Origin of the sequence: Amycolatopsis sp. NPDC051102, from assembly GCF_040682815.1 — a bacterium.
Taxonomy (GTDB): domain Bacteria; phylum Actinomycetota; class Actinomycetes; order Mycobacteriales; family Pseudonocardiaceae; genus Amycolatopsis.
In genome coordinates this window covers 1-13,595 of the sequence record NZ_JBFBBT010000036.1, presented here as the reverse complement: position 1 = coordinate 13,595, position 13,595 = coordinate 1, and the positions used below count along the sequence as shown (strand labels likewise).

Here is a 13,595-nt window from a genome sequence, read left to right as displayed (position 1 = left end):
CCGACGACGAGGAGCTGGCTTTGGCGCAGGGGGAACCGCAACCGCTCGTCTCGGTGATCGTGGTCAACTACCACGGCGCCGACGACACGATCACCTGCCTGCGCGCGCTCGCCGAGCACGACTACCCCGAACTCGAGCTGATCTGCGTCGACAACTCCGCCGGTGACGGCGAGGCCGTGCGCATCCGCGAAGCCGTCCCCCGGGCCCAGGTGATCGAAGCCGGCCGCAACACCGGGTTCGCCGGCGGCTGCAACCTCGGCGCGAAGCACGCGAGGGGCACCGTCCTCGGCTTCCTCAACAACGACGCCCGCCCGGCGCCCGGCTGGGTTTCCGCCGCCGTCGCCGAGCTGCGCGCCCAGCCGGCTGTCGCCGCCGTGGCCAGCAAGGTCCTCGACTGGGACGGCACCGGCACCGACTTCGTCGACGGCGGCCTGACCTGGTTCGGCATGGGCTACAAGCGGCACGCCGGGTCGCCGCTCGCAGACGTCCCGGCCGCCGAGCACGAGGTCGCCAAGGACGTCCTGTTCGGCACCGGCTCGGCGCTGTTCGTCCGGGCGAGCGTGTTCGCCGAGGTCGGTGGCTTCGACGAGCGGTTCTTCATGTTCTACGAGGACGTCGACCTCGGCTGGCGGCTCAACCTGCGCGGCTGGCGCGTCCGGTACGTCCCGGAGTCGCTGACGTATCACCGCCATCACGGCACGATGGCGTCGGTCGACGCCCCGGAGACCGGACGCGAGACGTTCCTCCTGGAGCGCAACGCCCTGGCCGCGCTGTACAAGAACCTCTCCGACGAGACCCTGGCCCGCGCGCTGCCCGCGGCGCTTGCGCTGGCCGTGCGCCGCGCCACCGCGCGCGGCGAGCTCGACGCGACCCAGCTGGACCTCGAACACGGCGTCGGCCCGATCGAGTCCGGCGACGTCGCCATCCCGCGCACCACGCTCGCCGGGCTGCTGGCCATCGACCAGTTCGTCGAGCAGCTGCCGTCGCTGGCCGCGTCCCGCGCGGTCGAGCAGGCCGCCCGCGTCCGCACCGACGCCGACCTGCTTCCGTTGCTGCGCAAGGCGTTGGAGCCCGCGTACCCGCTGCCGCGCTACCTGGCCGCGCACGACATCCTCGTCGAGGCGTTCGGCATCGAGAAGGCGTTCGGGCAGCGCCGGAAGATCCTCGTGCTGACCGGCGACGCGCTCACCGAGCGGATGGCGGGCCCGGCGATCCGCGCCTGGAACATCGCGCTGGCCCTGGCGGCCGAGCACGACGTCCACCTCATCACCACCAACCCCCTCGCGACGCCGCCGCCCGCGCCGTTCCGGGTCAGCGCGGGCAAGTTCCGCGAGCTCGACGCGCCGATCGCCTGGGCCGACGTCGTCGTCCTGCAGGGGCACGTGCTCGAACTGGCGCCGACGCTGAAGAAGCAGCACAGCGGCAAGATCGTCGTCGCCGACCTGTATGACCCGATGCACCTCGAGCTGCTGGAGCAGGGCAAGGGCGTCGCGGACGACAAGCGCGCGGCCGACCTCGCCGGCGTCACCCGCGTCCTGGACGCCCAGCTGGAGCGCGGCGACTTCTTCCTCTGCGCGTCCGAGCGGCAGCGGCACTTCTGGCTGGGCCACCTCGCCGCGATGGGCCGGCTGTCGCCGCGCCTCTACGACGCCGACCCGACGACGCAGTCGCTGCTCGCCGTCGTCCCCTTCGGCCTGCCGGCGGAGCCGCCGGTGCGCACCGGGCCGGGCCTGCGGTCCTCGCTCGGCATCGGCGGCACCGACCACGTCGTGCTCTGGGCGGGCGGGGTGTACAGCTGGTTCGACCCGTTGACGCTGGTCCGCGCGATCGACCGGCTCCGCCGCAACCGCGGGGACGTCCGGCTCGTGTTCCTCGGTATGAAGCACCCGAACCCCGAGGTCGCCGAGATGGACATCGGCACCCGGACGATCCGGCTCGCGGACTCGCTGGGGCTGACCGGCAAGCACGTCTACTTCAACGAGCAGTGGGTGCCCTACCACGAGCGCCAGAACTGGCTGCTCGACGCCAACTGCGGCGTCACGACGCACTACGAGCACGTCGAGACGACGTTCGCGTTCCGCACCCGCGTCCTCGACTACCTGTGGGCGGGCCTGCCGATCGTGACGACCGACGGCGACGCCTTCGCCGACCTGGTCCGGGCCGAGCGGCTCGGCGTCGTCGTCCCGGCCGAAGACGCCGCCGCACTGGCCGACGCGCTCGAAAAGGCGTTGTACGACGAGGAGTTCGCCGCGGGCTGCGTCGAGCGGCTCGCCGTCGTCGCGCAGCGGTTCGCGTGGCCCGAAGCGCTGAAGCCGCTGGTGGAGTTCTGCCGCGACCCGCGCCCGGCGGCCGACCGGCTGCCCGGGTCGGCGGACCTGGTGACGACGCCGGCGGTGCGCGGGCGGGCGATGCTCAAGCGGGACGCCGACCTGGTGCGCGAGTACCTCGCCGCCGGCGGCGCGGCCGAGCTGGCGCGGCGCGTCGGCGGCCGCGCGCTGAAGGTCGCGAAGCAACGGCTCCGCCGTGGCTAGGTCACTGAGCGTCCTCCTCGACGGCACTCCCCTGCTCGGTGCGCGCACCGGGATCGGCCGGTACACGGCCGCGCTGAGCGAAGAACTGGTGTCGATCCCGGAGGTCGACACGCGCGCGGTGGCGTTCACGCTGCGCGGCTGGCGGCGGCTGCGGCACGTGCTCCCGTACGGCGCGCGGGCCCGCGGGATGCCGGTGGCGGCGCGGCTGCTGCGGATGGCGTGGCTGCGGTCGGACTTCCCGCCGGTGGAGCTGTTCGCCGGCCCGACCGACGTCGTGCACGGCACGAACTTCGTGCTGCCGGGCCGGTTCCGCGCGGCGGGCGTGGTGACGATCCACGACCTGGCCTTCCTGGACAACCCCGAGGAGCTCGCCCCGAGCGACCGCGACCTGCCGGCCCTGGTCCGCCGCGGCGCCCGCCGGGCCAACGTCATCTGCACCCCGACGGCGGCGGTGGCGGACGCGGTGGCGGAGCGCCTGGACGTCTCCCGCGACAAGATCGTGGTGACGCCGCTGGGCGTGAACCCGGCGTGGTTCACCGCGCGCCCCCCGGACGACGAGCGCCGGGCGCGGCTCGGCCTGCCTTCGCGCTATCTGCTGTTCGCCGGCGCGGCGGGGCCCCGGAAGGGCCTGGACTGGCTGACCCGCGCCCACGACGCGGCACCGGACCTGCCGGACCTGGTGTTCGCGGGCCCGGGCCCGTTCCCCCGCGGCGCCCGGCGCTTCCAGACCGGCTATCTGTCCGATGTGGACCTGCGCACGGTGGTCGCGGGCGCGTCGGCGCTGGTGCTGCCCTCCCGCGACGAGGGCTTCGGCCTGCCGGTGCTGGAGGCGATGGCCTCGGACGTCCCGGTGGTCTGCACGGACATCCCGGCCCTGCGCGAGGTGGCGGGCGAGTGCGCCAGCCTGGTCCCGTACGGCGACGTGGACGGCCTGGCGGAGGCTCTCCGGACGGCGGTGACGGACCCGCACGCGGTGGCGACGTCGGCGTCCCGGCGAGCGCACGCGGCGAACTTCACGTGGCGGACGTGCGCGGAGCTGACGGTGGGCGCGTACCGGCTGGCCTCAGGGCGTCACTGACCAACGGCCCGGACGATCGATCCGGGCCTACGCCGTGGCGAAGTAGGCGGCCAGCGCTTCTTCCCACGGCCGCATCGGGGTCAGCCAGGCTTCGCGCCACGAAGCCGGGGACAGCACCGAGTACGCCGGGCGGGCCGCCGGACGCGGGAACTCCGCCGTCGTGCACGGCTTCACCCGGGCCGGGTCCGCGCCCAGGTGGCCGAAGATCGCCTTCGCGAACCCGCACCAGCTGACCTCGCCCGCGTTCGTGCAGTGCAGGATCCGCCGCTCCGGGCCGTCGCCCGCCGCCACGCGGGACGCCAGCTCCAGCAGGCCCGCGGCCAGGTCGGCCGTCCACGTGGGACCGCCCACCTGATCGTCCACAACGGACAGCACGTCCTGCGACGACTCCAGGCGGGCCATCGTCTTCACGAAGTTCGTGCCGGTCCGGCCGTACAGCCACCCGGTGCGCACCACCCACGACGACGCGCCCGAGCCGAGGACCGCGTCCTCACCCGCCGCCTTCGTCCGGCCGTACGCCGAACGCGGGCCCAGCTCGTCGGACGGCTCGTACGGCGACGACGCGTCGCCCGGGAAGACGTAGTCCGTCGACACGTGGACCAGCGGCACCCGGCGGGCCGCGCAGGCCGCCGCGAGCACGCGCGGCCCGTCGGCGTTCACCGCGAACGCGCGTTCTTCGTCCGTCTCCGCCGCGTCGACCGCCGTGTACGCCGCCGCGTTGATCACCACCGGCGCCGAGCCCGATTCCCGCGCCCGCTCGGCCAGCGCCCCGACCGACGCCAGCACCTGGCCCGTCAGCGTCACGTCCAGCTCGGCCGAGCCCGGGGCCACGACCTCCACCGAAGGGGACGCCAGCGCGGCCAGATCCCGGCCGAGCTGCCCGGAACCCCCGGGCACGAGCACCGTCAGCCGCACAGGCACTTCCTCTACTTCCGGAGCGCGGTCCGCTCGGCCAGCGGTTCCCACCACGCGCGATTGTCCGTGTACCAGGCCACTGTCGCGGCCAGACCGTCCTCGAAGGACACGCGCGGAGCGTACCCCAGCTCCTCGCCGATCTTCGTGATGTCCACCGAGTACCGGCGGTCGTGGCCCTTGCGGTCCTCGACCGGCTCGACGCTGTCCCAGCTCGCGCCGACCGCGTCGAGCAGCTTCTGCGTCAGCTCGCGGTTGGTGAGTTCGGTGCCGCCGCCGATGTTGTAGATCTCGCCCGGCCGGCCCGCCTCGGCGACCAGCTGGATGCCGGCGCAGTGGTCGTCCACGTGCAGCCAGTCACGGACGTTGAGCCCGTCGCCGTAGAGCGGCACCTTCCCCCCGTCGAGGAGGCGGGTGACGAACAGCGGGATGACCTTTTCCGGGAACTGGTACGGACCGTAGTTGTTGGAGCACCGGGTGATGCACACCGGCAGCCCGTGCGTGCGGAAGAACGACCGCGCCACCAGGTCCGAGGACGCCTTCGACGCCGAGTACGGCGAGTTCGGCTCCAGCACGTGGTCTTCGGTCCACGAACCGTGCTCGATCGAGCCGTACACCTCGTCGGTGGACACGTGCACGAACTTGCCGACGCCGGCTTCCAGGGCCGCCTGCAGCAGGTTCTGCGTGCCGAGCACGTTCGTCAGCACGAAGTCGGCGGCGCCGAGGATCGAGCGGTCCACATGCGACTCGGCGGCGAAGTGCACGACCAGGTCCACCCCGGTCATCACCTCCGTGACCCGGGCGGTGTCGCAGATGTCGCCGCGCACGAACCGCAATCGCGGGTCGGCGGCGACCGGCGCCAGGTTCGCCTCGTTGCCGGCGTAGGTGAGTTTGTCCAGCACGACCACCTCGGCATCGCGCAGCGCCGGGTAGGCGCCGGTCAGCACCTGCCGGACGTAGTGCGACCCGATGAAGCCGGCACCACCGGTGACCAGGACCCGCATCTTCCCGCCTTTCCCTCGCGCCCCGGGCGGGGCATACCGCCCCCAGCCTACGGAGGTCCCACAACACCCTCAGTAGAGTCTGCGCGGAGGCACACGGGTGTCCTGGGGGAAGCACGGGGTCACAGGGGAGGAAGCGCGTGACCGAACAGGCTGCGCCGACCATCCCGGCGCGCCGCGGCAACGGCGCCACGGTTTTCGCCCGCCGCGGCGGGAAGGCCGTGGTCTCCCTGTTGTCGGTGGCCGTCCTGGCCCTGACCTGGTACGGCTGGCACTACATCGGCGACCCGAACTCCGGCCTGACGACCACGAACGTCTTCGCCGACACCGAGGCGCACGCGAAACCGCTCGACGGCGCGATCGACATCCTGCTGGTCGGGCAGGACAGCCGCACCGACGCGCAGGGCAACCCGCTGCCCCGCGAGGTGCTGGACATGCTGCACGCCGGCGTCTCCGACGGCGAGCTGAACACCGACACGATGATCCTCGTGCACATCCCCCAGAACGGGAAGCGCGCGATCGCCGTCTCGTTCCCCCGCGACTCGTGGGTCGAGCTGGCCGGCGGCTACGGCAAGCACAAGCTCAACAGCGCGTTCGTCTACGCGTACACGGACACTTACAAGACGTTGCAGCGCCAGGGCATGACCGACCTCAAGGAGGCCGACGCGCAGGCGAAGGTCGCCGGCCGGAAGAACCTGATCGCCACGCTCGAGAAGTTCATCGGCAAGCCGGGCATGATCGACCGCTACGCCGAGGTCAACCTGGCGAGCTTCTACGAGATCACCCAGTCGATCGGCGGCGTCGAAGTCTGCCTCAAGGGGCCGGTCAAGGAGATCAAGTCCGGCGTGGACCTGCCGGGCGGCCGCCAGACGATCGAGGGCGTGCAGGCGCTCGCGTTCGTCCGCCAGCGCTACGGCCTGCCCAACTACGACCTCGACCGGATCGCGCGCCAGCAGGCGTTCCTGTCCGGGCTGGCCCGCAAGGTGATCTCGACCGACGTGCTCACCAGCCCGGCGAAGATCGCCGATCTGGTCGCCGCGGTGAAGAAGTCCGTCGTGGTGTCGCAGGGCTGGGACCTGACCGAGTTCGCCGAGCAGATGCGCGGCCTGACCGGCGGCAACATCGAGTTCCACACCATCCCGACGCTGGGCAACGCGGTGATCGGCGGCGCCGACGTGCTGCGCGTCGACCCGGCCGCGGTGGCGGCCGAGGTGACGCGGCTGACGTCGGACGGCAGCTCCCCGGCGGCCTCGACGCCGGCGGAGGTGCCCGGCGCGAAGGCCGTCACGGTCGAGCTGTTCGACGGCTCGGGCTCGCCGGCGCTGGCCGGCCAGACGCACACGATGCTGCAAGGCAAGGGCTTCACGCTCGCCGCCGACCAGCGGCTGAGCACCCGCAACACGACCGTGGTCCGCTACAACCCGGCCGACGACACCGCGCTGGGCCTGGTCAAGCAGGCACTGGGGACGACGGTCCAGGCCGAACCGGACCGGGACGTCCCGGCCGGGCACGTGCGCGTACTGCTGGGCAGGGACTTCCGGAACTCGGCCGCCGGCCCGGGTGGCGCGCCGACGTCGCCGGCCACGAAGCCGCCGTCGGTCCCGACGCCCGCATCCACCCCCGCCGCGCCGCCCATCACCGCGGGCGACGTCCCCTGCGTCAACTAGACTGCGTACGCAGGGTGTTCGGGGGAGGTAGGCCAGGGTGGCGGACGAGCAGGAAAAACCGGAGGCGGACGCCGATCCGGTGACGCAGAGCGACGACTTGGCGCCGTCGCCAGAGCCTAGTCAAGAGAGTGCCGCGGCGCCGTCGCGGGCGCGCCGCGCCGGGCGGGCGACGCGCCGGATCGCGCTGGCTCTGGCGTCCCTGCTCGCGCTCGGCGCCAGCGGCTACGCCTACGTCACGAAGGACCAGCTGCAGAGCACGATCCCGACGACGGACGCGCTGACCCCGCGCGCCGGCGAGCCCGCGCCGCCGCCCGCGGACGACGGCGCCGAGGACATCCTGCTCGTCGGCAGCGACGCCCGCACGGACGCGCAGGGCAACGCGCTGCCGGCGCGGGTGCTGCGCCAGCTGCGCACGGAAGCCAACAACGGCGCGGTGAACACCGACACGGTGATCGTGCTGCGGGTGCCGAAGAACGGCGGCAAGCCGTCGGCGGTCTCGATCCCGCGCGACACGTGGACGGCCATCCCGGGCCGCGGCGAAGCCAAGATCAATTCGGCGTACGGCGTCGCGAAGGCGCACGCGGCGCAGGAGCTGCGCGGGCAGGGCGAGCGCGACCAGGCGAAGATCGAACGCGACTCCGACACCGAGGGCCGGCGGGTGCTGGTGCAGGCGGTGCAGGACCTGACGCAGGTGCGGATCGACCACTACGCCGAGATCAACCTGCTGGGCTTCTACCTGCTGACCGAGGCCCTCGGCGGCGTCAAGGTGTGCCTGAACCACGCGACCGAGGACAAGGACTCGGGCGCGAACTTCCGCCGCGGCGAGCAGACGGTGTCCGGCGGCGAGGCGCTGTCGTTCGTCCGCCAGCGCAAGAACCTGCCGCGCGGCGACCTGGACCGGATCGTCCGGCAGCAGGCGTTCCTGTCCTCGGCGCTGCACCAGCTGCTCTCGGCCGGCACGCTGACCAGCCCGGGCACGATGACGGACCTGATGGACGCGGTCCACCGGTCGCTGACGCTGGATCCGGGCCTCGACCTGCTGCAGTTCGCCCAGCAGGCGAAGGGCATCGCATCGGGCGACCTGACGTTCGCGACGATCCCGGTGGTGACGGCGAACGGCCGGAGTGCGGACGGCCAGAGCATCGTCCAGATCGACGTGAAGGCGGTCCGCGAGTTCGTGGCCGGCCTGGCGGGCCGGGCAGCCCCGGCGGCCCCGGCGGGCGGCGGCTCGGGCGGCGGCTCGGGCAGCGGCGCCGCCCCCGGCGCGGCGCCGCTGCTCCGAGACTCCCCCGGGGTCCCCTGCGTCAACTGAAGTCGGCGCGGTGCTCCTCGGCCCACTGCCGGAAGGTCCGCGGCGCGTTCCCCGTCACCTCGCGCACCACATCCGTCACCGTCGACGGCTCCCGCGTCGTCCGCTCCATCGCGCGCAGCACCTCCGGGGGCACCTCGGGCGGCCAGCCCAGCGCCACCATCCGCGCGGCCGCCTGCTCCGGTGTCAGCTCCTCCACCCGCAACGGCCGCCCCAGGACGTCCGCCAGGACCGCGGCCTGCTCCCGGAAGCTGATCGGCTCGGGCCCGCTCAGCTGCAGCGCCTCCCCCGCGTGCGAGCCGTCCGACAGGATCTTCGCCGCCACGTCGGCGATGTCGCGCTCGTGGATCGCGCCGATCCGCGAGTCCGCGTACGGCGTGCGGACCACGCCCTCGGCGATGTCCGCGCGCCAGCCCAGCGCGTTCGTCGCGAAGGAGCCCGGGTTCAGCAGCGTCTCCGCGAACGGTGCCGCGATCAGCGCCTCCTCCACCGCCCGGTGGAGGCGCGCGATGCGGCTCTGCGCCGACCGCGGCTCGAGCGTCGCCCCCGACGACAGCAGCACGACGTGCCGCACGCCGGCCTCTTCGGCCGCCTTCACGAACCCCTCGATGCCCTGCGGGCGCGTGTAGAGGAAGACCGCGGAGACGCCGTCGAGCGCGGGTTCCAGCGTTGCAGGGTCTTCCAGGTCGGCGCTCACCTTCGCGACGCCGTCCGGGACGTCGAGCTTCGAGGTGTCGCGGCTCGACGCGCGGACGTCCTGACCTGCGGCGACGAGCGCGTCGACCACCGCGTGCCCGACGTGTCCGGTGGCTCCGGTGACCAGGATGGTCATGCTGTCCCCCAGCTCCGAGATAGGTTTGCTTTCAAAGCAAACCTACTGAGCTCGGAGATCCGGTGTCAACCGGCACACCGCGTGGTCCGCGCTTTAGCCTTGTCCCCATGAGCCTGACCGACGAGCTGCTGCGGCCGCTGCTGGCCTCGCCCGCCAAACCGTTGATCACCCATTACGACGACCAGCTGGGCAGCCGCGTCGAGCTGTCCGTGGCGACCACGGCCAACTGGGCGGCGAAGACCGCCAACTGGCTGACGGAGGAGTTCGACGTCGAACCGGGCGACGCCGTGGCGGTGCAGCTCCCGGCGCACTGGCAGACCGTCGGCGTGCTGCTCGGGGCGTGGTGGTGCGGGGCGCGGGTGGTGACCGAGGGCGCCGGCGCACGGGTGGCGTTCGTCGGCCCGGACGACCCGGAACCGACCGGCGCGGCGGCCACCGCCGTCGTGACGCTGGACCCGATGGGCCGCGGCCTCGCCGAGCCGCCCGGTGGCGGCGCGTTCGACTACCTGACCGAGTCGCGGACCGCGGGCGACCAGTACAGCCCGCTCTTCCCGGTGCCCGGCGAAACGACGGCGCTCTTCGAGTCCACAGTGGACGAGGTGCTGGCCGAAGCCAGGGCCCGGGCCGCGAAACTCGGCCTCACCGCGGACGACCGCGTGCTGTCCACCCGGGACTGGAGCGGCCCGGAAGGCATCCTCGACGGCCTGCTCGTCCCGCTGGCGGCGGGTGCCCACCTGGTCCACGTGAGCAACGCGGACCAGGCGAAGCTGGGGGCCCGCCGCGATGCGGAGCGCACCACGGCGGACCTCCCCGCGTAACGCAGTCTGCCGCAGCCGGTCGTGAGTGGTAAGGCGAGTTCTAACTCGCCTTACCACTCACGACAGCCGCGGCAGCGTGCGGAACTCAGGCGTTGGCCAGCTCGCCCGCCTCGACGTCGCGGCGGCCGCGCTTGCGGCCCCACAGCAGGTGGTCGAGCGAAAGCCGCCCGCCGTTGAAGCCGAGAGCGAGCCCGGCGAGCGCGAGCACGAGGACCAGCTCGTAGCCGCCCTGGCCGGTCAGGCCGTTGTCGATGTGCACCGAAAGCAGCGCGCCGACCGAAATCACGACGTAGCCGATGCCGACGAGCGGCAGCAGGAAGCCGGCGATGAACGCGATCGAACCGAGGATCTCCACGGTCATCGCGAAGACCGCGGCGGCGGTGGGCAGCGGGATGCCCGTCATCTCGAAGAACTTCGCCGTGCCGCCGATGCCGTTGTTCCACTTCTGCAGCCCGTGCGCGAGGAAGACGACCGCGACGCCGATCCTCCCCAGCAACAGGGCCACGTCCTTGAATCGTCCGAACATCCGGTTTCAGCTCCCGAGTAGGTGAAAGTTCAACTGACCCGACCCAAAGTAGGGCACCGGGCACCCACATCCGAAGCTCCGGAGGGTGATCGACAGGAAACCGACAGGAGCCGATCAGCGTTTGTGCGCCCGCGCGGCGCCGAAGCAGTAGACGCCGAAGGCGGCGAGCCCCAGGGCCACGACGGTCAGCAGCACGGTGCCGAAGGGCTGCGCGGCCAGCGTCTTGAGCGCGCTGTCGAGGCCGCCCGCCTTGTTCGGGTCGGCCTTGAAGCCGGCGATGGCCAGCAGGAACGCGACGATGGCCAGGACGACGCCCTTGGCGAGGTAGCCCGCGGTGCCGATCCAGCCGATCCAGCGCTTCGTCTTCCCCGGCAGCTCGGAGGTGTTGAGGTCTTCGAGGAACTTCTTCTTCGCGCCCTTGACGCCCGCGGCGATGGCCACGCCGAGGACGCACGCCGCGGCGATGACGACCAGCGCCGGCCCGGCCGGCAGCTGGAGCAGCTTGGCCGTGAACTCCTGCTGCTTCTGGTTGCTGGACCCGCCGCCGCTACCGGTGGCGATGCGGATGGCGGAGACGCCGAGCGCGATCACGACGACCCCGCGCGCGGCGGCGCCGATCCGCTTGCGCGTCCGCTTCCCGCCGCTGACCCACTCGTAGCCGGTGGCGGCCATCAGGAACTGCCAGAGCCCGAACAGGATCAGGCCGACGGCGACGATCCACAGCAGGATCTGCCCGAAGGCGGTCGAGCCGATCTGCTGCAGGGCGCCCTTCTGGTCGGCCTGCTCACTGTCGCCGAAGGCGACTTGCAGGGCGAGGTAGGCGATCACGATGTGCACAACGCCGTAGCAGGCCATCCCGGCCCGGCCGAGCAGCTGTGCGGTGTTGCTCTTCTCGCCGCGTTCGGCGGTGGCCTCTGTCCGGTTCATGCTTTCTGAGGTACCCAGCCCGGCCCGTGATCAGTTCCGCCGAGTGGCCCAACGTCACTGCGACGTTGGGAGGACACCCACCCGGTTCGGCAACGGCCCGGCTACGGCCGGTCGCGGCGGACGTCCCGGTCGAGCCCGGTCCACCCACCGTTGACGGCGAGCACCGTCAGCACCCGTTCGGCCTGCCCGGCGAACCGCGCGAGATCCTCGTGCAGCAGGGCGGCCCGATCGTCATCGAGTGGTTCGAAGTCGTCGAACCAGAGCTCGATGGCGGTACCGGCGGTGACGACGAGCCCCTGCACGAGCCGCAGGAAACCGGCCGACGGTTCCCCGACGGCAGCCCGGTACCCGGTCTCGATCTCATCACAGGCATCCAGCAGTTCCCGAAGCCGCCGAACAGCCCCGGCAGGCGTCCCATCCCAGGCGGCGGTGGGCCACCCCCGATCGGACAGTTCGAGCCACAGCCGCCAGCCGGCAACGAGCTCGGCTTCGTCGTGGGGCGTCCAGGACGCCGGAACCGGCCAGTACATGGGTTCGAGAGTGACACCGGCAGAGCCCGGAAGGGCCCCGCCGGTGGGTTATGTCTCATGTGGCGAACTCAGCTGATGACGGGCGCCACGGGCACGCACGGCGGCGTCTTGGCGTGCGCGGGATCAAGGGCGTTGAGCACGAGCCCGGCGGCCACGGGGTCGTAGGTGATCCCGAGGTGATCGGTGAAGTCGAGCCCGCAGACGTTCTGCAGCAGAATGTTCTTGACGTTGGGCCCGGGCGCCAGGAAGGCACTGGTGTACGGAGTGACGACATCGTCGTACCGGGTCTGGATGACGGTGTACTGAATGCCGGGCACGGTCTCCCCACCGGCATTGAGATCGGCGAGGAAGTCGGACCCGACAGCCTGCTCGTTGCAGGCCTGACAGACGGTCCCGAGCGCGGCCGGAACCCCGGGAACCATCTCAAGGGTGCTGAGAAGCCCGAAGAGATCGGTCCCGTGGTTGGACGGCGACAGCCCGACAACCCGGCTGATCTTCCCGGAGCCACCGAGGTACTTGATCCAGTACCGCACGTTCATCCCACCCTGCGAGTGCCCGACGACATCGAGCTTGGCGGCCCCGGTGGCGGCAAGGATCCGGTCCCCGAAGGAGGCAAGCGCTTTCGCAGTGTCGGCAATAGGGCCCACGGTCTGCAGGAAGGCCCCAGGAGCCCCGCCGAAGTTCCCGGCGAAGACGCAGTAACCGGCCGAGGCAAGCTTCTGCGACAGGTTGGCCCAGTTCTCATAGGCGTTGGCGGTGGTCCCGTTGGAGAGAAGAACGGGATTGGGATGCAGAGCGGAGGGCCGGCAACCCCAGTCGTTGGCCCCCGGAGGAGCAAGGGTGGGATCCCCGAGCGAGTAGACGGCAGCGGCGAGAATATTGGGCTGAACAGGCCCGGAGGGCTCCCGTTCAGCGGCAAGACCGGTCCCGGCCCCCACCCCCAGCAGAGCCACCGAAGCAGCAGCGGCCACGACGAGCCCGCGCACCATTGCGCCCATCCGTTTCACCTCTCTGTGAACCGATGGTGACCAGCATCACCGAGAGGTTTAACGCACGAGTAGCCAGCAAGAAGCTCACCCTAGTGAGTGAATCCCCCACGCACGCCCAAGCTCAAGCAGGCCGCCAGCCCAAGGCGACGGCACAAGCCCCAGGCGACCACAGGGTCCACCCAAGGCGACGACACAACGCCCAAGGCGACCACAGCGGCACCCAGTGCCCCCCCCGTTACCTTTTTCGTGGCTCCCGACCAGGGAGTGGTGGTCACCAGGCCCGGCATGACTTGCGCCCCCAGTCGAAGGCATGATCCGGGGGGTGGTGTCACCGGGTCTGGTGGCATCGAGGGACCGCTGATAGGGACACGGCCACCAGTTTGGTAGGTCTCGTCGTAACGTGGGTGCCGGCCATCGATGCCCAACCCGGTGATCACTCGCGGCGAACGAACGGCTGGTGGATGAGCAGCAGCTT

General features: G+C 71.7%; 12 protein-coding genes. 5 read left to right on the top strand and 7 right to left on the bottom strand.

Features of this window, described 5'->3' with window-relative positions; translation table 11 throughout:
* Positions 1 to 20 precede the first annotated feature (20 nt).
* Both AB0M93_RS46360 and AB0M93_RS46355 read left to right on the top strand, forming a co-directional pair.
* Positions 21 to 2,531, top strand: coding sequence for a glycosyltransferase (locus AB0M93_RS46360; RefSeq protein WP_364287117.1), 2,511 nt, complete (start codon positions 21 to 23; stop codon positions 2,529 to 2,531).
* Positions 2,524 to 3,609, top strand: a complete 1,086-nt coding sequence (locus AB0M93_RS46355; protein WP_364287114.1) for a glycosyltransferase family 1 protein — start codon at positions 2,524 to 2,526, stop codon at positions 3,607 to 3,609. Before AB0M93_RS46360 ends, AB0M93_RS46355 begins: the two co-directional genes overlap by 8 nt.
* A gap of 27 nt (positions 3,610 to 3,636) precedes the next feature.
* On the opposite strand, the gene rfbD is transcribed toward AB0M93_RS46355, so the two are convergent.
* Together rfbD and rfbB are read right to left on the bottom strand one after the other, a co-directional pair.
* Positions 3,637 to 4,530, bottom strand: a complete 894-nt coding sequence (gene rfbD, locus AB0M93_RS46350) for a dTDP-4-dehydrorhamnose reductase (RefSeq protein ID WP_364287112.1) — start codon at positions 4,528 to 4,530, stop codon at positions 3,637 to 3,639.
* Between the two features lie 5 nt (positions 4,531 to 4,535).
* Positions 4,536 to 5,525, bottom strand: a complete 990-nt coding sequence (gene rfbB, locus AB0M93_RS46345; protein ID WP_364287109.1) for a dTDP-glucose 4,6-dehydratase — start codon at positions 5,523 to 5,525, stop codon at positions 4,536 to 4,538.
* 137 nt (positions 5,526 to 5,662) lie between these two features.
* Between rfbB and AB0M93_RS46340 the strand changes: the two genes are divergently transcribed.
* A complete protein-coding gene (locus AB0M93_RS46340) occupies positions 5,663 to 7,189 on the top strand; it encodes an LCP family protein (protein WP_364287107.1) in 1,527 nt (508 codons plus the stop codon).
* Positions 7,190 to 7,367: 178 nt separating this feature from the next.
* On the top strand, positions 7,368 to 8,501 hold the full coding sequence (locus AB0M93_RS46335; RefSeq protein WP_364287255.1) for an LCP family protein: 1,134 nt from the start codon (positions 7,368 to 7,370) through the stop codon (positions 8,499 to 8,501).
* Here AB0M93_RS46335 and AB0M93_RS46330 read toward each other — a convergent pair.
* Positions 8,494 to 9,330: an NAD(P)H-binding protein gene (locus AB0M93_RS46330; RefSeq protein ID WP_364287104.1), complete on the bottom strand. Its 837-nt coding sequence runs from the start codon at positions 9,328 to 9,330 to the stop codon at positions 8,494 to 8,496. The genes AB0M93_RS46335 and AB0M93_RS46330 overlap by 8 nt on opposite strands.
* A 107-nt stretch (positions 9,331 to 9,437) precedes the next feature.
* On the opposite strand from AB0M93_RS46330, the gene AB0M93_RS46325 reads away from it, so the two are divergent.
* Positions 9,438 to 10,148, top strand: a complete 711-nt coding sequence (locus tag AB0M93_RS46325; protein ID WP_364287101.1) for a TIGR03089 family protein — start codon at positions 9,438 to 9,440, stop codon at positions 10,146 to 10,148.
* An 85-nt stretch (positions 10,149 to 10,233) separates the two neighbouring features.
* Here the strand turns inward: AB0M93_RS46325 and AB0M93_RS46320 are convergent, their stop codons facing one another.
* The 4 genes from AB0M93_RS46320 to AB0M93_RS46305 all read right to left on the bottom strand — a co-directional run bounded on the left by AB0M93_RS46320 (position 10,234) and on the right by AB0M93_RS46305 (position 13,129).
* A complete protein-coding gene (locus tag AB0M93_RS46320; RefSeq protein ID WP_364287098.1) occupies positions 10,234 to 10,674 on the bottom strand; it encodes a DoxX family protein in 441 nt (146 codons plus the stop codon).
* Positions 10,675 to 10,788: 114 nt separating this feature from the next.
* The gene (locus AB0M93_RS46315) at positions 10,789 to 11,601 is read right to left on the bottom strand and encodes a DUF1206 domain-containing protein (RefSeq protein ID WP_364287095.1); all 813 of its coding nucleotides are present in this window, start codon (positions 11,599 to 11,601) and stop codon (positions 10,789 to 10,791) included.
* A 101-nt stretch (positions 11,602 to 11,702) separates the two neighbouring features.
* Positions 11,703 to 12,131 (bottom strand): hypothetical protein, encoded by a 429-nt coding sequence (locus AB0M93_RS46310; protein ID WP_364287092.1) that lies wholly within the window; start codon positions 12,129 to 12,131, stop codon positions 11,703 to 11,705.
* Between the two features lie 68 nt (positions 12,132 to 12,199).
* The gene (locus tag AB0M93_RS46305) at positions 12,200 to 13,129 is read right to left on the bottom strand and encodes an alpha/beta fold hydrolase (RefSeq protein WP_364287089.1); all 930 of its coding nucleotides are present in this window, start codon (positions 13,127 to 13,129) and stop codon (positions 12,200 to 12,202) included.
* Positions 13,130 to 13,595 lie beyond the last annotated feature (466 nt).